The sequence below is a fragment of the Nitrobacter sp. genome, assembly GCF_051535235.1.
In the GTDB taxonomy this organism is placed as follows: domain Bacteria; phylum Pseudomonadota; class Alphaproteobacteria; order Rhizobiales; family Xanthobacteraceae; genus Nitrobacter.
Map to the genome: position 1 here is coordinate 78,870 of NZ_JBPPLZ010000002.1, position 18,207 is coordinate 97,076.

Sequence of the window (18,207 nt, forward strand, 5' to 3'; positions counted from 1 at the left end):
AGGACGTCGGCGCCGTCGCGCAACAGACGTCCCCAGGATCACGAAACTTCCCGCGCTGACGTGCCTGAAGCCTGGCTGATACCCCATCCAAGACTGTGATAGACGTCACTCTATATCGTGTCACGCGTTCCAATCATTTTTTGCAAGCTGCTTGAGGCGCTTACTCCGCTTCAGCGCCGGTTGTGGAGCAGGTTCGGCAGCGCGCAGTTCGAGAAGCAATACACCAAACCTGCAGCCAAAGCCAACGGGCAGCCCCCATGAGTAGGAGGGGCTTGGCCGAAGGTTCAAGGGTCGCAAGCCGGCCCGCCGGAAAGTGGAAAGCTAACGCTTCCAAGGGGCTTAAGTTGCATCCCTGGGGGAACCCGCGAGCAGGACCACAATCAAGGACAATTAGTTCAAAGACACTTAATTTGATGACTGTTCCGGCTCCTTAAGGGGGGGCCGGAACGTGTTTCGAATGTTCCGGTCGGGTGGAAGCCCTTACCGCACGTCCAGCGGTTCCGTGCCGGTTGCCTGGCCGGAAGCGTCCGTGGTGATTTTCTCCACACGCGCCTCGGCCTGGCGCAGCAACTCCTCGCAGCGCCGTTTCAGCGCTTCGCCGCGTTCATAGATCGTGACCGATTCCTCGAGCGGGACCTTGCCGTCCTCCAGGCGCTTGACGATGGATTCAAGCTCCGCGATGGCGTGCTCGAAGGACAGTGTCTTCACGTCGGCAAGGGTATTGGCAAGGGTATTTTCGGCCATCTGATGTTTTCCGGAATCGATTGCTTGCAGATTATGGGATCGTTTCGGCCATAGCGCGGCAGAATGTCACGTGCCCATCAATGCGGCGACATGTTCAGCCACCGATTCCTGCAACCCCTGCAGATCATAGCCGCCCTCGAGAACCGAGACAATTCGGCCGTCCGCGGTCGCATCGGCGACATCCATCAATTTGCGCGTCACCCATCCGAAATCGCTCGCCTCCAGATTGAGACTTGCCAGCGGATCGCGCTTGTGGGCGTCGAAGCCGGCGGAAATGACGAGGAGTTCAGGCGCGAATTTTTCGAGCCGAGGCAGGATCAGGTTCCCGAACGTCGACCGGAATTTGATCCCGCCTTCACCTGCCGCCAGCGGTGCATTGACGATGGTGTCATGATCGCCGCGTTCGCTGGTCGCGCCGCTGTAGGGAAACAGCGGCATCTGATGGGTCGAGCAATACATCACCGTTCGATCGGCCCAGAAGATGTCCTGCGTACCGTTGCCGTGGTGGACATCGAAGTCGACCACGGCCACGCGGTCGATGCCGTGCTTGCGCTGGGCATGACGCGCCGCGATCGCCGCGTGATCGAAAAAGCAGAAGCCCATGGCCCGGCCGGCCTCGGCATGATGTCCGGGCGGGCGCGTGGCGACGAATGCGTTGCTGGCGCGGCCGGCGATGACCGCCTCGGTCGCCGCGATCGCGCCGCCGACGCCACGCATGACAGCTTCCCATGTCCCCGGCGACATCGAGGTGTCGCCGTCGAGATAGACCAGCCCATCCGTTGGCGACCTATGCCGGAGTTCGGCGATATAGTGCTCGCTGTGACAGAGCGCGACCGAATCCAGCGATCCTTTCGGCGCCTCGCCGCGTGCCAGACCCTTGAAACGATCCTCGGTCAGCACCTTGTCGATGACGCGAATCCGATCCGGCCGCTCCGGATGGCCGGGCGGCGTCAGATGATCGAGACTGGCGGGATGGGTGAGAACGAGCGTTGTCATGCCATATCCTGATCGCCGCACGGGCATCGCGCGCGACAGCGAAGGGTCAATCTACCGGGTTATGCCAGGTTCCGAAAGGTATTGCGGTCCTGATGCCGCCGGCGGGATCCACTTCGGCGGATCACGGGCGGTGTCGGGCGATCCCACGGGCTCGGCTATGATTCCTTTTTGCGCGCGAAAAACGCCTGAAACGCGGCGATCGCTTCCTCCGAGCGCAGCCGCTCGGCGAACAGATGAGCTTCCTGATCGATCCGGCGCGTCAACTCTTCCGGCGGCGGTTTCAGAAGTTTGCGCGAAATGGCAACGGCTTCCGCCGGCAGCGCGCAGATCTCGCGGGCGATTTTTCCGGCTTCCGCTTCAGCCTCGCCCGGCGCGACGACGGTGGTGACGAAACCCGCCTCGCGGGCCTCCTCGGGGCCGAGCGTGCGGCCCATCACCAGCATGGCGAAGGCGCGCTGATGGCCCATGGTCCGCGGCGCCAGCAGGCTGGACCCGCCTTCCGGCACCAGACCGAGTTGGATGAAGGGCGTCGAGAACGTCGCCGTGCTGCCGGCGACAACATGGTCGCAATGGAACAGCATGGTGGCGCCGATGCCGATCGCGAGGCCTTCTACCGCCGCGATGAGGGGTTTTGTGTTGTGCGCCAGCGCGTGAAGGAATGTCACCGCGTCGGAACCGCGGGGGCCGTCGCTGCTGCCGGACGTGCCGTCCTTCAGGAAGTCGTCGAGGTCGTTGCCTGCCGTGAACACGCCAGAGCCCCCGGTGATGAGAATGCAGCGGATCGTCGGATCGTTTTGTGCGGCATCGATCGCCTCGCTCATCGTGCGATACATCTCGCGGGTGATCGCGTTCTTCTTCTCCGGACGGCGCATGGAGATGACCCGGATCGCGTCGCCGTCGGTGACTGTGACATGTCCGGTCATGATGTGTTTCGTTGCTCCGTGCCGCGCGATCTGGATCTAGGAGAGCAAAACCGCATCGGCGCCGTTCACGGCATCGGCGCCGTCGATCACCGTGCGCTCCAGCGCCGGAGCCTGCACCGCGATCGTCTCGGCGAAGAAGCGCGCCAGCGTGACGTAGCGGCTGGCATCGCCGAATTCGTCGCTATGGTCACGCGCCGCGAGGGCTTCTTCTGCGAGCTTGCAACCGCCGAGCGTCGCTCCGAACAGCCGCAGATAGGGTGTCGCGCCGGCGAGCGCGTCATTCTGTGCCGACGCCAGCCGCTCCAGCAGCCATTTGCTGGCGCGTTCGAGAGACCCGACCGCTTCATGCAGTCTGATACCGGTGGTGCCGAACGCCGGATCGTTCGAAGCCTCCACGCGCTTGACGGTCTCCGACAGTTCGTCGAGCAGCGCGAACACCGCCGCGCCGCGGTCGGCGCCGAGCTTTCGCGTCACCAGATCGATCGACTGGATGCCGTTGGTGCCTTCGTAGATCGAGGTGATGCGGGCGTCCCGATAATGCTGCGCCGCTCCGGTCTCCTCGATGAAGCCCATGCCGCCGTGAACCTGAATGCCGAGGGAGGCGACCTCATTGCCGATGTCGGTCGAGAACGCCTTCGCCACCGGCGTCAGCAGCGCGCCGCGGGCGGCGGCGGCTGTGCGCACGTCAGGATCGCTCGCACGCGCCGCCACATCCAGCGCGACGGCGGTGGCGTAGCAGATCGTGCGGGCGGCGGCGGTGAGCGCGCGCATCTGCATCAGCATCCGCTTGACGTCGGGATGCACGATGATGGCGTCCATGCCATCGCCGGATTTGCCTACGGCGCGGCCCTGCCTGCGTTCTCGCGCGTAAGCCAGCGCGCGTTGATAGGCGCGCTCGGCGATGCCGACGCCTTCGAGCCCGACCCCGAGCCGGGCCTGGTTCATCATCGTGAACATGCATTGCATGCCGTGATTTTCCTCGCCGATCAGGTAGCCGACGGCGCCGCCATTATCGCCCATGGTCATGGTGCAGGTCGGCGAGGCATGGATGCCGAGCTTGTGCTCGATGCCGCTGGCATGGATGTCATTGCGGGCGCCGAGCGAGCCGTCCGCGCTGACGAGGAATTTCGGGATGAGAAAAAGGGAAATCCCTCTGGTGCCCGCCGGCGCATCGGGCAGGCGCGCGAGCACGAAATGCACGATGTTCTCGGTCATGTCGTGGTCGCCATAGGTGATGAAGATCTTGGTGCCGAAGATGCGATAGCTGCCGTCGGCGGCCCGTTCCGCCCGGCTGCGCAGGCTGCCGACGTCCGACCCGGCCTGCGGCTCGGTCAGTTGCATCGTGCCGGTCCATTGGCCGGACACCAGTTTTGCGAGATAGATGTTTTTCAGGTCATCGCTGCCGTGCGCGGCGAGCGCCTCGATCGCGCTGAGCGTCAGCAGCGGGCACAGGCCGAACGCGACGTTTGCCGCGCTCCAGATTTCGGTGCAGGCGGCGTTGATCGCGAGCGGCAGCCCCTGTCCGCCAAAATTCTCCGGCCCCGAGACGGCGTTCCAGCCCCCCGCAGCCCAGCGCTGGTAGACATCAGGCCAGCCGGGCGCGGTCGTCACGTGGCCGTCTTCCAGCCTGGCGCCGTGCTGGTCGCCGCTGCGGTCGAGCGGCGCCAGCACCTCGCTCGCGAACCGGCCGGCTTCTTCCAGCACCGCTGCGGTGATTACGGGATCGTAGTCGCCATAATGGCCGGCTGCGACCGCGGCCTTCATCCCCGCGCCGTGGTTGAGAGCAAGCAGCATGTCGCTGATCGGTGCGCGATAGGTCATGGCGTGCCTCGCGAGCGATGGCTGGACAGGACGGCGCCTGTTGGCCGCCATAGCCGTATTCCCACGAAACCGGACGGCTCTCAACTCTTTCAAGTATAGTGACCATAGTGGCGATGCGGCCCGGCCTCGGACCATTGGCTTCCGGTTTTCCAGGAGCGCAGGGAGAAGGCCCAGATTTCGAGCAGGCCAACCGCTGTCGGATCGGTCCAGCCGGTTGAAAAAACAGGGTTCTCTCTATAGACCGTCGGAGCCCGAGGGAATCCGCGAGGTTACTTTTCGCGCGTTCCGGGCCGTTGGGGCGTAGCCAAGCGGTAAGGCAGGGGATTTTGATTCCCCCATTCGGAGGTTCGATCCCTCCCGCCCCAGCCATCCGGTCCGAGCGCTAGAGACTTTCCCAGTTAAGTCGCAGAAAGGCCCGCTAAGAGCGGGCCTTGGAAGCTGGCGGTCAGTCTCTATCTTACCAATCCGCACCTGCCCGGTACCAAACACCCGAAAGTCTCCGGCCGATATCCCAGATATTTCCGTTTTCGAGGGACCGCTGGCGGAGACGTGGTTCGATCATGGCTGAGCGGACGAGGTCGCAGTGCTATTTGTCCCGTTCTCCGCGGCCTGCGGTGGCGAAGTGAGAATTCTTGGCGCTACCGCCCGAGGCGGCTTTTTGCTGTGAGGCCGGGCGACCTAGCCCGGTCGTCGTCTCTTTCACTTCTTTTTCGCTGCTTTCCTGGCGGCCTTCTTTTTTGGAGCTGGTTTTGCAGGCCCCTTCAGCGAAGTTGTCTTCACCAGTGCCTTTGTCTGTAGCGTAGCCGTAAATGCTGCGTCCTTCGCAATTTTGTCCTCGGTTCCCGCCGTGTCGAAGAGCTTTGTGGTGTGCTTGAATTCCGCCTCGACCTCAGATTCCGTCAAGTCTGACACCTTCAGCGTGCGAAGCCGGGACACGTGGACCGGTCTCGACTTGTTGAGGCGCCGAGATCCCATCATAAGGTGGTAATGTAGGTTGTTGAGGTAGATGGAATCGACAGTGCTGCGGATCTGCTTGAAATAGGCGTCGACCACGAAGTGGATGTCGGCGCCATCTCGCCTCTGCGCGCTCGGTTCGGGCAGAGTATTTATCTGTTTCAGGGAAAGACGCGGTTCTACACGTCCAAAAGCAGTGTTTCGCTAAGTTTCGGATAGTTCTCGCAATATGGACGGATCAGAGTAGCCAATTCACGTGCGCTAATACAAAAAAGACTGGCCAAAGCGTGAGAGACCGATCGAGAGCCCTCTCTCGGTAGTTCACAAACAATTGTTTATAAAATCCAGAAGATCCTGCACGGATACTTTTTACGTCCGCCCAACGGGCGGTTTGCGTCCGCTCAAAACACGTCAAGGCTAAGCCACCATCAGTAAGGTCCAGGCGGTATCCGTTAGAAATAAGATGAAAACCGAAAAAGCCAAAGGGAAGCGAAAAAGCGAAAATCATTATTCCGCACATTATCGGATTGCTGTTTTTAATCAGAAGTGAGCTCAAGAGAAGTGACAAACAAGCAAACGAGAAAATCGAGAAAACGCGCCTGGAAGCGAACAGAACAAGTGGGCTGCACTTGGTGTGGTCCGCAGCTTTTAGAGCTGTGTTTTCAGTCATTGTCACGTTTCCTAAGCGCTCCCAGTGATATCATGCGATGGCGGCTGGCCCTCAAAATCAATGCTAGGTCGGTTGTGGAATATATCAACTGAGTGGAAACCAATGGCAGGTAGACATTTTTCGAGCTGGTTTAGATCTCGCCGCTAAGAGTGCAGGAAACTCTAGCCTTACAGCCGCGACAACTCTTAAAGCTCAAATTCAGATCATATCTGGTGGTGCGGGTGCAATCTTTGCCGAAGCCAAAAGAGAGGCGCAAGAGCATCCAATTTTGACAGGCGTCACTGTTGTGGTGGGTTCAATCGCGGCGGCCTAGTTGGCCGGCCCTCTAACTGCCGGAACGATAGGCTATTTAGGTTGGTTGAATATCTCGGTCGCTTTGACGCGCATCCCGATGCAGCGATTGCTTGAGCGAGTTTGGAGCGACCAGGCGTTCACTGCAATTCTTGTCACTCACGATGTTTCTGAGGCGGTGGCGAAGAAATCATCGAGCGACACTCTCATGCGATCACCCTCGGCGGCGTCGTTCATCTCGCGGCACCGGAAAGGAACACAGCTCTTGCCTATTGGCGGGGCGGATACGTTGCAATTGAACGGACCAGCGATATACAGAGGAATCTTCGGTCAAGCGAGGAGAGGTAGTACCGATCTTTACGATCGGTCGTCGGTCCTCTCTGTGTTCCATCGATCCTCTCTATGTTCCATTTCAATCGTCGTAGGAACTGCGGAAGCGAGGACTCATATCAAGAATTGCGGCGCACTCCGATCCGTATACTCGCCACAATAGCAAGAATATAGCGCGCCGGCCAAACAGGCCCGACTTCGTCGTCCCGACCGCCAACGTTTGCGTCGTCAGCCGACCGGCGCGTGTGCGGCCACAAGGTGCCTGATAATCACTGCGTCTTTGCCTTCGCGCGCTTAACACCCGCACGAATCAAGTCGGCGGCTTCAGCAGGATCGACCCAGCGGGCGAGCTTCACCCATTTGCCCTTCTCAAGCTCCTTGTAGTGCTCGAAAAAATGACCGATTTGCTCGATGAGAATTTCCGGGAGGTCTCGATAGCTTGTCACCCGCTTATAGAACGGATGAAGCCTGTCGATTGGCACAGCAATGATCTTCTCGTCGATTCCGTGCTCGTCCTCCATGAGAAGTGCCCCAATGGGGCGAGATCGGACGACGACGCCCGGTGCCACCGGCGTTGGTGAAATCACCATGCAATCGATTGGGTCTCCATCCTCCGAAAGCGTTTGAGGAATGAAGCCGTAATTCGCCGGATAGAACATTGCGGTGTGCAGGAACCGGTCGACAAACATGGCGCCCGTTTGTTTGTCGACCTCGTATTTAACGGGCGCGCCGCCTTGCGTAATTTCGATGACGACGTTGACTTCGTGGGGTGCATTTGAGCCAATTGGAATGTGCGAGAGGTTCATTGCGATCTTCCTTCTCAGTTACTGCTTATGGCCGACAGGTTACTTCCTGCTCGCACTTGCCGAGTGCGCCTCCCGGCGTAACCGAGCCCGGGCACGCACGAGCGCTGTGCCTGAAAGGGACGGCAAACTCGTCGGATCCAGATTGTTGCTGGTTCGCAAGGGCGATTGCTCCGGGTCAAAAGGATTATCAAGGCTAGTCGCGACGAACGAAGGTCGGATCTTGCGCTAACGGAGACGACGAAGTATGAACCTCGAGCCGCGATAGAGACGTTGCAGCCAGTTTGGCGGTCCAAAGTGTCTGGCGAATTCCCCATTGATCTCTATGGGTCGCCAATAGGATGCCTCCCACGTCTGGAATGCATTCCAAAGCTTTCTGCCCTGATCGCGACGCACGCGCAGAATAACGCAATCGCAGTGCGCGTCGATTCGGATATCGCCTTCCTCATCGACTTTAAACCAGTGATTGCTTGGCAAATGATGCAGCCAGCCTCTATCCCACTCGAAGTCCATCGGTCTGGTTCTGAGTGCCTCTATCATCGGTTGGACGTCCAAAAACTCTATGGCAAACTGCTCCATGATAACCTCCTCAGGTCATAGGTCATGAGGTGCCCACGCCAAGGTCGCGCGGCACTCATGATGGCAACGGCAGATGATCTGACGGTGGGTTTGCCGACGTTCTCCCACCGCGCTTAAACCACGCAGCAGGAGTCATCAGCCTCTCGGCGGGAATGATGGGGGACTCCTTCCCCGACGTGAACGTAATAACGGCGAATGGCGCGGCAAGTTCCGCGCTTCCCGACGAGTTCGAAGGATCCAACTTGCAGCCCGTGCGAGGTTACATCGTTGAAGATCGCGGCGGGAGTTCGCGCTGCCCGCTACTGGGTGGGCTGCTTTAAGTCAGCAATATATAAGACCGCTCTCGTCGGCAGCGGGCCGCAACCCGCGCGGCAGAACGAGAAGGAATTCACCCACAGCGAGCCATATGAGAAGATCATGGGGTGGCCATTGCCACGTGCTCGTCGGGGACCATGAAGGCACGATGCTGGATCGACGCTTGCTCGTGCGTTTTGAGCGAATCCTCGTGGCCGCCGCACGCCCATCAGCTACACAGGTCGTTAGTTGAAGGTGCGGGTCCGGCACGGGCTCAGAACCTTCACTGTCCTCGCCCAATTGCTGGTTTCGTTGCGCGGCCGTCCGATCAAATAGCTCGCGCAGTTCGCGCTCGTCGATGCCGTCCGCTTCCATAATCGTGCGGATCATCGGATCGGCCATGAGATCGTTAAACGTAAGATCGGGTTGATCGCCAGCTTGTCCGCTCATGGTTTTCTGCCTTGGCGAACCTCATGGTTCGCAACTTCGATTGGCAGGAGTCATCAGCGGGCATGCGTTTAAAGGGGGACTCCATCCCCAGCATGTAGAATAGCGCAAAACCGTACCCGGGCAAGTCTCTGCAGCTGAGTTCAACGCTGCTATTCGCCGAGATAAACCGCGCTGGTCCCACTTATGCAGAAGGCGGTACGGCCTCATGCGTTTCCGAAAATGCGTTCATAGAGGTCATGGCCGAAGCTCTTTGGGAGAGGCTTCGCGGGGACGAGCCGGAAGGTTCTCACGCTGTCTTCCTCGCGATCGGCGCGCAGGAACAAGGCCCGCTCATCGTTCAGAAACGAGCGCGCGAACTCATACATGTGCGAGACGAAAAACACCGTGACGTTGTTCTCCAGAAGAGCCGTAACGATCTGGCGAGCGATTTCCGAGCCCTCGCGCTCGTGCGTGGCGGCGAAGGACTCGTTGAACAGAACCACCGCGGACTGGTGAATGTCATCCGCAATCGCGTTCATACGGACGAGTTCTTCATCGAACTTGCCGCTTCGCATGTTGCGATCTTCCTCCCGCTTGTAATGTGTGAACAAGCCGGAATGAAGAGAAATCACGAATGCGTCCGCGGTAACGAACGACCCGCATTGCGTCATTAATTGAGCGAGACCGACGCTGCGAAGGAACGTCGACTTGCCGCCGCGATTGGCGCCGGTAATGATGACCAGGGGCTTGCCTTCGGCGTCGACATCGTTGCCGATCACGGGCCGTCCCATAGTCAATGCCAGACTGGCGTCACGCAGGTTCCTGCAGCGAAAGTGGCCATGGTCCTCCCGGGGCTCAGGAAAAGCAACCGGCTCGCCGATCTGATCGAAGCGCTCCTTGAGATTGAGGCAGCCGAGATAGAATGCGAGTTCGGCGCGCAGAGCCTTGATGAAACCGAGAACGTGCTCGGCCGACTGGTAGATTGCGTCCGAAATCAAACTAAGGCCGCGGTCTTGCAATTCGCTGAAGGCCCGGGCTCCCGCATCGTCGCGCGGATGAAGCTGGTACGTGAAACTCCGCCCTCCAGATGTAAGGATACGGCGCATCCAATTCAGATCGCGTGGCTGCGGCTTTCGCAGCATCGTACCAATCGCTTTGCCGCCTTCGCCAACTTGAGCACTCAGCAGCAGCCCGTTGTGGAATGTCAGGTTATCGAGGTCCGCGCGCGCTGCTGCGAGGCAGGAGTCGTCGAGATCCCGTTCGAGCGTTGCGAAGAACAGCCTGAAACCGGAAGATGTGAATCGGCCGGCATGGCGAATGCAGGTATCCCGCAGGCGGCCAAGCACGTCGAGGCTGCTTTGCAGGGTGTGCACGCCGCTGCTCACCTTCGAGGCGGCATCCCTGCCGTAAAGACTGAAGCTCCAACTATGATCCCGGCTGAACGGCTCGGTCGCGATCGCGTAGAGTTGCCGCGCAACAGCCGGGTTGGCAAGACAGTCCTTCAGTATCGCCTGCCGATATAGAACGGTTGCGATGTCGTTTTCCCATGCATGAGCACAAGCCGCGGACATGATGTCATGGAGATAACGATCCCCTGCCGCGGCGGCATCGAGCAGTACGTTGAGCTCGAGATCCTGAGCGTACGGAATCACGACTTTAGGGGAGGGCGGCTCTGCGTTGAAATCACGATCGGGATGCATCAGGAAGGTCTTCATGGACGGACCCTCCTGCGGAGCTGGTCGTAGGTTATGCCATGCTTCTGTGCAAGCGAGAGCGCATAGGCGAGGCCATCGGCGGGTTTGCGGATGACCTCGAAGGTTCGGTGGACGAGATCTTCGCGATCGACCGTGCTCACCATGCTGACTGTCTTATCGCTTAAGGTGGAAAGCGCGTCGATAAAGGTCACGCAGATACTTATTACATCGGCCGCCAGGATTTTCTCGATAATCCTGGTGCTCAGGAAAACCTGGTCATCCAAACTCGTCGAATTGAAGATTTCGTTGAGAACAATTACGCTATTGGATGTCATGGCTTCGCAGCTCGCATGCAATCGGACGAGTTCATCCTCCAGTTTGCCCCGCAGATTGGCGATGTCCTCTTCCCGCTCGAAATGCGTGAAAATGCGGTCGGGAAGAAACAGGTGTGCAGCCTTGCCCGGGATGGGGCAGCCAAGACTCGCCAGAAAGTGTAGTTGTCCGAACATCCGGGCAAAGGTCGTCTTGCCACCCTGGTTCGGGCCGGAGACCACCAGTAACCGCTCTTGCCCGGTGAGGTGGAAGTCGTTGCGGACGACGGTGCCTGTCTCCTGGACGAGCTTTGCGGCGAGCGCCAGGTCGAAGCTGCTCTCCACCAATGTCTCTTTCGATGAGACAGATACTTCCGGGTGACAAAAGGGCAATCCGGTACGCTTGAGAGGATCGATAAATTCGAGGTAAGCGACGTAAAACCCGATCTCGCGATCGAAGCGTGCGATCGTCTCATCAATGAACCCGCCATGACGACCTACAAATTCGTCAAGGTTGTGAAACTCCACCGGAAAGAGACGGCTCACAAATTCGAGAATTGCCTGCTCGACGTGGTTCAACGAGAAACCGTCCGTGTTTTTGCGAGACGCGGGTGGCTCCGTCTTGGTCTCTCTGAACTTCGCGAAGCGCTCGAGAACGGTGACGGTATAGTCGGGCTCGGACGCGTATCTCCGCACGGTGACCTGATCGCCACGGAACAGCATACCGTAGTTCAGATTTGACAGAAGTTCGTGTAGCTCTGCCGTCTCGCTTACAAGTTGTCGGAACGCGGCCGAATCCGAATAGGCAGTGAGATAACCAAGAAGATTACGCAATCCGGGCGATTGCGGAGCAACGGATTGCAGATCGCGCAGCAACGACGTTACGCCATGACAATAAAGGCCAACCGCATGGAGGAAAACGGTATGCTGATGGCTGCGGCAAGAGATCTGTTCCGCATAACCAAGATTCGCGCGTACGGATCGCATGATCTCGCAGAAGACCGGGAATAGAGCGAACAAATCCGAGCGCTCCAGATCAGAAAACACGGCTTGGCGGTACCGCACGATATCTTCGCTTCGGAAAGGCGAATAAAAGATCGGTCGCAGGGTTTCTTCGTCACGCTTGTTAACGACTGCGGCAATAACCTGATCGAGGTTCAAGTCGATGAAGCAATCAGGCTCGTTGGCGCAATCTAATCGCGCCTCGAGGCCGGGCGGGAACAGGATGCTGCCGAAAGGCACCACTGCAGTGGAAGTAGGCTGACCGTAGCTCGCGCCGATTGAGGCGGCAGGAGAACGATGAGCAACGTCGTGAGCTTGCTCAGTCATGGCCGATCCTTTCGCCAACACGAGGCGCTGCGCTCACGGTGAGCGGCGAGTCGGATGCATGCCCGGCTGCGAAATTAACGTTGCGTCGTCCGGCGACAAGCGTAAGTGCGCGCTGGGGCGCAGTTTGATCCTCCTTGGTCTGGAGCTCCCGGCGAGCCGCGCTCTGCTTGAGCGCAAACCGCCGCATGTCCTCCGCTGTGCGCTCCAGCGTTGCCGCCTGTTGCTGCAGGAGCGCACGGAGGATCTCGCGATCGTCAACCAAATTGGTAACGGCAACCAGATGCGGCAGACAGAGGGCGGACATCTGCTTTCGCCTGACCGCATCGCCAGTCCGAAGCCGCTCTGATACATCCGCAACAGCGCGCGCCTCGGCTTCGTCGCGCACAGCGCACATCAGGCATGAGCCGTGATCCGGTAATAAGGCCGCGACAGCCATTTGCGGATCGCCACAACTCGGCAGTGCTGCGATTTGCAGCAACTTCGCCATCCGCTCGAGAAGCGGTGGGTAGCCTGAACAGGTTCCGAAGGGTGATGCGATATCCTTGTATTCGGCCGTGTGATAGCAACAAAATCCGGACCGGGTCGCGAAGTCGATCTGACAATTGCGATCTGTCGCGAGGTCGTACTGGAACCGAGCCAGAAAATCCCAGCTTCGCCTCTCGACGGTGGCGCAGATTTCGCACGATCGAAGCTGAGCCGAATTGAAATGACCGGCGGCAGCGGCATCTTCCTGACGCCGCCCTTCCACATCGGTGATGCCGCTGAATTTTTTCGTCAGCGCTTGCGCCCGTTGCCGCAACGCTCCCGATCCGTCGAAAGTTGGGAGATCGCCGAGTAGTTCTTCGACGCGTATGCACATGCGCGACAAAAACACGGTACGCTTTTTTTCGACGAGAAATCGGACAAGCTCGTCTTCAAGCGGCGGCAATCCGCTCGCAGCAAGAAGCTCAGAATCATTGGACAGCTTCGCCGCCAGGGCGTCGCGCGCCGAGACCGAAAAGATGCCCACAGGCCGCTGCACCCCAAGTCCCTCGAGATGCCGTCGGACAAAAGCTACGGCCTGGTCTCGTTTCACCGGCGTTACGAGATCCTGCTTATTCAACATCACGAAGACGGGCAGATCGCCAAGGGCTGCGCGAGCGAAGATAAATTCATCATCCGTAAGCGGACTGTCGAAGCTCGTGACAAGCAGGAGAGCGTCCGATTCGGGCAGGAAAGCATTCGTCGTTGCGGTATTTTCGGCAATGACCGAACCAAGGCCAGGCGTATCGATGAAATAGAAGCCACGCCGCAGGATGTCGGCCGGCAATTCAACGTTTGCCGTCGCGATCCCCCGGATGTTGCCCGGGTTGCCGTCCTGCGTAACGTATTCGGCCAATTGCCTAAGAGAGATTTCGCTGTCGAGTCGGCGCTGTCGGTATTTGATCGTCACTTTTTCGGCCGTGCCATAGGAGACTGTCGTGATCACAGAAGTCAGCGGCACGATGCCTGTCGGTAGGCGGTCCAGGCCGAGGATGGCATTCATCAGCGAAGACTTGCCGGGATTGAAGCGGCCGGCAACGACGAGGTTGAAGCGATCTTCCGCGAGGCGGGCAAACAGGTCCTGCAACCGATCGTGCAGCGAACGGCTGCCATCCGTCAATTTGTGCGTCACGACCCTTTGGAGAAGCTCTGCTACCTCGAACTTCGCCCTTTCGTATTCGCGAAGGTCCATGGCTGAACTCCACATCAGCAGTCGTTGCCGCTGGCCCGAGAGGAGCCAACGGGAATCACCGACGTCGCAAACGTATGCGGCCTGCAAAATCCTCGCTCAACAAGAGCACAATCTTGGGGATCGGGACGGTTAGCCCTCATCATGACAGTCCTGCCTCGGTGCCTGATTGGCGCACGGTTCAAATGGCAGGAGTCATCAGCGAACAGAGCGTGAGAGGGGGACTCCATCCCTTTTTTAATGTAGGTGACCCAAGATAAGGCGTCAACCAGCGGCCCATCACGTCATCCGTGCAGGAACGGGACTGGGAACGCTGACTATTCCCTGAGTCTCAAAGAGGTAAATCATCGAAAGATAGAGAGACTTTTATGGGTGCTGAAAGTCTGGGTGCCGGCGGCCGACAGCAATGAAAATCGGGGTCGCTGCCAACTGCATCAGGATGCAAAAGAAAATGGCCGCGGAGACCGAGGCATCATAAAGAATGCCGATCACCGCGCTACCTAGGAACCAAGACCCACCATAGCCCGCCGTGAACAAACCGAACGCCGATGCTCGACGATGCAGTGGGACCATTGGCGCTACTGCCGCTGGGATGATGGATTCATGCACGCCAATGCCCATACCCCAGATTACCGCACCGATCAGAGCCAGCCAGAAGCCGCCGAGGAAAACAAGCGGCGCGAAAAGGGCGGCGGCAAACGTCAGTGCGATAAGTACGGAAAAGCCAAAGCGATCGAACAGGCGTCCGAACACCAGTGAAGCCGTTCCGCTGACGGCCATCGCGACAGCATAGAAAATCGCGATCCATTCATTCGGAACGATATGCGTCTTGCCGAAATGGTAGGCGATCACAGGATAGTCAGCGAAGCCAGCCGCAACGAGTGCGGCGCCCGCGAGATAAAGCCAGAAAACGCGTGGCAAGCCGTCGCTCGCGATCAGTGGCGGCGATGGTTCGAGATCTTGGGGCCGGGGATAGAGCAGCCGCGCGAGTGCGACGAATGCAAGGTTAGTCAAAGCGGGGATAAGCAAAACGGCGAAGGCCTCCTGGTAGCTCCCTCGGTTCGCCAGAATGAAGGCAACCAGAAGCGGGCCGAACAAGGCTCCGAACTGATCGAGCGCTTCGTGAATACCGAAGACGGTCCCGTAGCCGCCGATCTGCTTGGCCGCATGTGACAACATGACGTCGCGCGGCGGATTGCGTATCGCCTTGCCGACGCGCTCGAGGATGATCAACACCGCGGCAGCTTGCCAACTCGTCGTCAGTGCGAGCGCCGGGACGGCCGTCATCTGCACGACATAGCCGAGAATTGTGATGGGCCAGAATTGACCGGTCGCGTCAGCCCACCGTCCGGACATCAGTCTGAGACCGTAACCGAGCAATTCGCCGAAGCCTGTGACGATGCCAATGATTGTCGCGCTGGCGCCAAGCGCTCCAAGATAGGGTCCCAGAATGCTTCGTGAGCCCTCATAGGTGAAGTCCGCAAAAAAGCTCAGGATACCGATCAGCAGGACAAATCGAATGGCGATCTTGCGGTCGCCGCTCGTACGCCTTGTTTGCGTGAATTCCTGAGTTGGCATAGTGCCTCCTACCGGACGGGGGCGGAAATCTGCCGATCAAAGTCCTACAGGATCTGCACTGGTGAATCAGTCGGATCGATTCAGCGATGTAGCGCACGGGGCGTACTGGACACTCTGAGACGTTGGGAAGTCAAAAAAGGATGTCGCCTTGCCCTCGGCTTCGAATAGGTAATCTCGGGTGAGCGGGACGGCGCCGACGGCCTTGGCCAACTGGATCTGGAAAACCATGAAGCCGGCGTAGCGGAAGCTCATCTCACTAGCGACGAGGTAATATTCCCACATGCGGCAGAACCGCTGGTCGTAAAGTTTTTCGACGGCTTCGCGACTTTGCTGAATTCGTTCGCGCCAGAGGCGCAGGGTGTTGGCATAATGAAGCCGAAGGATTTCCAGGTCCGTGAGCCAAAATCCACACCGTTCGACGTGGGGAATAACTTGCGAGAGAGCGGGGATATACCCCCCGGGAAAAATATACTTCTGCATCCAGCGACTGGTTATCGACGGCCCGTGCATGCGGCCAATCGCGTGCAAGACGGCGATTCCCGAGGGAGATAGTAGCTTGTGTATCTGCTCGAAGAACGCTGCATAGTTGGGAGCGCCGACATGTTCGAACATCCCGACGGAAACGATCCGATCGAACGCATCTTTTCTAACGTCGCGGAAATCCATGAGCTTGAATTTGACCCGCTCGGACAGACCAGCTTCACTAGCGCGCTGCTTCGCCACCTCAAGCTGTTCTCGGGAGAGGGTGATGCCGAGAACCTCTACATTCGCGGCTTCGGCGATCGATAACGCGAGACCACCCCACCCGCAGCCGATGTCGAGAACGCGTTGACCGGCTTGCAGTTGAAGCTTTGCGATTAAATGGCGTTTCTTTGCTGTTTGCGCAGCATCCAGCGTCAGATCAGGACGCTTAAAGTACGCACACGAATACTGCAGGTCCTTGTCGAGAAAAAGCCGATATAGTTTATTGGAAAGGTCATAGTGGTGCGACACATTTCGTCGGGAAAGTCGGCGGGAATTGTGCTGAGTCAGGCTGCTAATAATTGGACGCGCCAGCCGAACAAGCCAACCATCGGGCTGCCCCGCAAGGTTCTTGCAGAGAAGGTCCATGAGATCCCACAACGTGCCACGCTCAAGACGTAACGAGCCGTCCATGTAGGCTTCGCCAAGATAAAGATAAGGATGAAGAGCAAGCTTTAGTGGTGTGAATAGGCCGTTCAGCCTTACCACCACCTGTGGGCAATACTCTTCACCATAGCGAGTCTGACGATCATTCGGCCAGATAATACCGAGTGATCCGTTTCGAACGGACTGCCGAAGATATGCATCCAGCACGCGCCCTGCCTCCCGAACTGCGGTCGCAGGCGTCGTACTACACGCAAGCGACCTCCCACCGCACAATGTTGCGGTAGGAGTCATCAGCACCGAGGCAGTTTAAAAGGGAGACTCCATTCCCGCTCTTATGCTCGTCTGCCGGCGGCGCGACGTCAAGGGGTTTGGAGGGCGAACCGGCATTGGCGAACGGCTCGCTTTCTTTTTCGGCAAGGCCGCATTGCACTTTCGCGTTGCGGCTGGTAGCTTTTGTGCAGGGAATGGAGTCTCCCTTTAACCGCCCCCATGGCTGATGACTCCTGCCGTGCGAGATATCGCGGTGGGAGGATTGTGCAACCCGCCGTTAGGCGGGTTTTTATTTGCCAGGGCAAATGTCCTTTCGAACGGATAGAATGTCGCCCCTGCGATGAAAGGATGAATGAGGCGTCGAAAAACCGGGCTCGAACTCGGCCACCGCGTGACCCGAACTCCCATTGGTCAGGGCGGCTTGGCATTTACTTCGTCCAACTGCGGAACAGACGGCAGCCAGCGTAACGCATGCAGCACCAAGAAGACTTGGGATGAGCCGTGAGAACTTTTGCCAGTTCATCGTTTTTCCGGTTGATCTACGGGCTTCTTGGTGAGGCGCATTCGGATCTGCGCCGCACGAAATGGGAGCACCGCGGCGTCAACTGGATCCGCGAACGGCATACTTTCAATGGGGGCGCCTCCGGATTTGTCATCGATCAGTATTTGCTCACCAAGCCAAATCCGAACGGATGGACCCTTCTTGTCGTGAAGGAAATGTTTTGGGACGGCAATGACAAACCCATCCGTTCCACTCAATGGGCCAAACCCCTCTCGGGAAGCCGCTCAAAAATGTTGGAATGGTTCCGTGGGGAAGAACGTCGGATTTCAGGGCAATCCCATCTTTCGCGAGCGACAGAATGATGGAAGTTCCGGAGCGAGATTTGGTCAGTGTAGCCAGCGCAGTCGAAGAGGCTGTTGATCGTTCCAAATCGACTCACAGATTGCTGCTCGACCGATTGATGAGGGGAAGGCTGAGCGAGATTTTCTGTTGACCGCCCTTTTGCTAATGGAGCAGCCCGAAAAAGAACGAAAACTACTCCCACGGCTCTTTGTTGTCCCTCCGCTGTTGGAACGCAAACTCGATAGAGGCGACAATGAACGCCGTAGCCTGCCAGATACATACAACGATCACAACACTTGCCGTCGTGATGTACATGCTGATACGGCCCGCTTCGTCCGCCTTCGTAAGGTCGGCAAGATAGGCCACGAAGTAGGATAAGCCGAGGACTGAAACGATTGAAACGATTGAAAATTTATCCACCCAGCGTTTGTGATTCTTGAGTGCTACGATGAAAGGGATTTCCCTCGCCACGGCATTGTACTCCGGAATTATTCAGCGAAGCAGGGAC

At 58.4% G+C, this 18,207-nt stretch carries 16 protein-coding genes, 1 tRNA gene, 1 pseudogene and 5 riboswitches; of the genes and pseudogenes, 3 read left to right on the forward strand and 15 right to left on the reverse strand.

The features are described from left to right. Positions 1-480: 480 nt before the first annotated feature. The 4 genes from ACS3WA_RS02845 to ACS3WA_RS02860 form a co-directional block, all read right to left on the reverse strand. Positions 481-744, reverse strand: coding sequence for an exodeoxyribonuclease VII small subunit (locus tag ACS3WA_RS02845; RefSeq protein WP_438277057.1), 264 nt, complete (start codon positions 742-744; stop codon positions 481-483). Between the two features lie 66 nt (positions 745-810). Then, the gene (locus ACS3WA_RS02850; RefSeq protein ID WP_438277058.1) at positions 811-1,740 is read right to left on the reverse strand and encodes a histone deacetylase family protein; all 930 of its coding nucleotides are present in this window, start codon (positions 1,738-1,740) and stop codon (positions 811-813) included. 155 nt (positions 1,741-1,895) lie between these two features. After that, complete coding sequence (locus ACS3WA_RS02855; RefSeq protein WP_438277059.1) at positions 1,896-2,663, reverse strand: crotonase/enoyl-CoA hydratase family protein; 768 nt, start codon at positions 2,661-2,663, stop codon at positions 1,896-1,898. A gap of 36 nt (positions 2,664-2,699) precedes the next feature. After that, the gene (locus ACS3WA_RS02860) at positions 2,700-4,484 is read right to left on the reverse strand and encodes an acyl-CoA dehydrogenase (protein ID WP_438277060.1); all 1,785 of its coding nucleotides are present in this window, start codon (positions 4,482-4,484) and stop codon (positions 2,700-2,702) included. A 294-nt stretch (positions 4,485-4,778) separates the two neighbouring features. Here ACS3WA_RS02860 and ACS3WA_RS02865 point away from each other — a divergent pair. Further along, positions 4,779-4,853 (forward strand) — tRNA-Gln (locus ACS3WA_RS02865). A gap of 330 nt (positions 4,854-5,183) precedes the next feature. On the opposite strand, the gene ACS3WA_RS02870 is transcribed toward ACS3WA_RS02865, so the two are convergent. Both ACS3WA_RS02870 and ACS3WA_RS02875 read right to left on the reverse strand, forming a co-directional pair. After that, complete coding sequence (locus ACS3WA_RS02870; protein WP_438277061.1) at positions 5,184-5,537, reverse strand: hypothetical protein; 354 nt, start codon at positions 5,535-5,537, stop codon at positions 5,184-5,186. A 139-nt stretch (positions 5,538-5,676) separates the two neighbouring features. Next, positions 5,677-6,108, reverse strand: a complete 432-nt coding sequence (locus ACS3WA_RS02875; RefSeq protein ID WP_438277062.1) for a hypothetical protein — start codon at positions 6,106-6,108, stop codon at positions 5,677-5,679. 373 nt (positions 6,109-6,481) lie between these two features. On the opposite strand from ACS3WA_RS02875, the pseudogene ACS3WA_RS02880 reads away from it, so the two are divergent. After that, a pseudogene (locus tag ACS3WA_RS02880) lies at positions 6,482-6,583 on the forward strand (ABC transporter ATP-binding protein); the annotation flags it as partial. Between the two features lie 415 nt (positions 6,584-6,998). On the opposite strand, the gene ppa reads toward ACS3WA_RS02880, so the two are convergent. The 8 genes from ppa to ACS3WA_RS02920 form a co-directional block, all read right to left on the reverse strand. Further along, positions 6,999-7,535, reverse strand: coding sequence for an inorganic diphosphatase (ppa, locus tag ACS3WA_RS02885; RefSeq protein WP_438277063.1), 537 nt, complete (start codon positions 7,533-7,535; stop codon positions 6,999-7,001). A 225-nt stretch (positions 7,536-7,760) separates the two neighbouring features. Next, complete coding sequence (locus ACS3WA_RS02890; RefSeq protein WP_438277064.1) at positions 7,761-8,111, reverse strand: hypothetical protein; 351 nt, start codon at positions 8,109-8,111, stop codon at positions 7,761-7,763. A 119-nt stretch (positions 8,112-8,230) separates the two neighbouring features. Then, positions 8,231-8,293, reverse strand: a riboswitch (Fluoride riboswitch). 139 nt (positions 8,294-8,432) lie between these two features. Next, positions 8,433-8,855 (reverse strand): hypothetical protein, encoded by a 423-nt coding sequence (locus tag ACS3WA_RS02895; RefSeq protein ID WP_438277065.1) that lies wholly within the window; start codon positions 8,853-8,855, stop codon positions 8,433-8,435. A gap of 37 nt (positions 8,856-8,892) precedes the next feature. Then, positions 8,893-8,953: riboswitch (Fluoride riboswitch) on the reverse strand. A gap of 105 nt (positions 8,954-9,058) precedes the next feature. Further along, complete coding sequence (locus tag ACS3WA_RS02900; RefSeq protein WP_438277066.1) at positions 9,059-10,549, reverse strand: MutS-related protein; 1,491 nt, start codon at positions 10,547-10,549, stop codon at positions 9,059-9,061. Beyond that, the gene (locus ACS3WA_RS02905) at positions 10,546-12,168 is read right to left on the reverse strand and encodes a MutS-related protein (RefSeq protein WP_438277067.1); all 1,623 of its coding nucleotides are present in this window, start codon (positions 12,166-12,168) and stop codon (positions 10,546-10,548) included. Before ACS3WA_RS02905 ends, ACS3WA_RS02900 begins: the two co-directional genes overlap by 4 nt. Continuing rightward, a complete protein-coding gene (locus ACS3WA_RS02910) occupies positions 12,161-13,882 on the reverse strand; it encodes a dynamin family protein (RefSeq protein ID WP_438277068.1) in 1,722 nt (573 codons plus the stop codon). Before ACS3WA_RS02910 ends, ACS3WA_RS02905 begins: the two co-directional genes overlap by 8 nt. Positions 13,883-14,061: 179 nt before the next feature. Next, a riboswitch (Fluoride riboswitch) is annotated at positions 14,062-14,122 on the reverse strand. Between the two features lie 123 nt (positions 14,123-14,245). Then, on the reverse strand, positions 14,246-15,457 hold the full coding sequence (locus tag ACS3WA_RS02915; protein ID WP_438277069.1) for an MFS transporter: 1,212 nt from the start codon (positions 15,455-15,457) through the stop codon (positions 14,246-14,248). 66 nt (positions 15,458-15,523) lie between these two features. Further along, a complete protein-coding gene (locus ACS3WA_RS02920; protein ID WP_438277070.1) occupies positions 15,524-16,792 on the reverse strand; it encodes a class I SAM-dependent methyltransferase in 1,269 nt (422 codons plus the stop codon). Between the two features lie 67 nt (positions 16,793-16,859). Further along, positions 16,860-16,922, reverse strand: a riboswitch (Fluoride riboswitch). Positions 16,923-17,036: 114 nt separating this feature from the next. Continuing rightward, positions 17,037-17,098: riboswitch (Fluoride riboswitch) on the forward strand. 258 nt (positions 17,099-17,356) lie between these two features. On the opposite strand from ACS3WA_RS02920, the gene ACS3WA_RS02925 reads away from it, so the two are divergent. After that, complete coding sequence (locus ACS3WA_RS02925) at positions 17,357-17,719, forward strand: hypothetical protein (RefSeq protein ID WP_438277071.1); 363 nt, start codon at positions 17,357-17,359, stop codon at positions 17,717-17,719. Positions 17,720-17,891: 172 nt separating this feature from the next. Here ACS3WA_RS02925 and ACS3WA_RS02930 read toward each other — a convergent pair whose 3' ends face one another. Further along, the gene (locus tag ACS3WA_RS02930) at positions 17,892-18,170 is read right to left on the reverse strand and encodes a hypothetical protein (RefSeq protein ID WP_438277072.1); all 279 of its coding nucleotides are present in this window, start codon (positions 18,168-18,170) and stop codon (positions 17,892-17,894) included. Between the last annotated feature and the right edge of the window lie 37 nt (positions 18,171-18,207).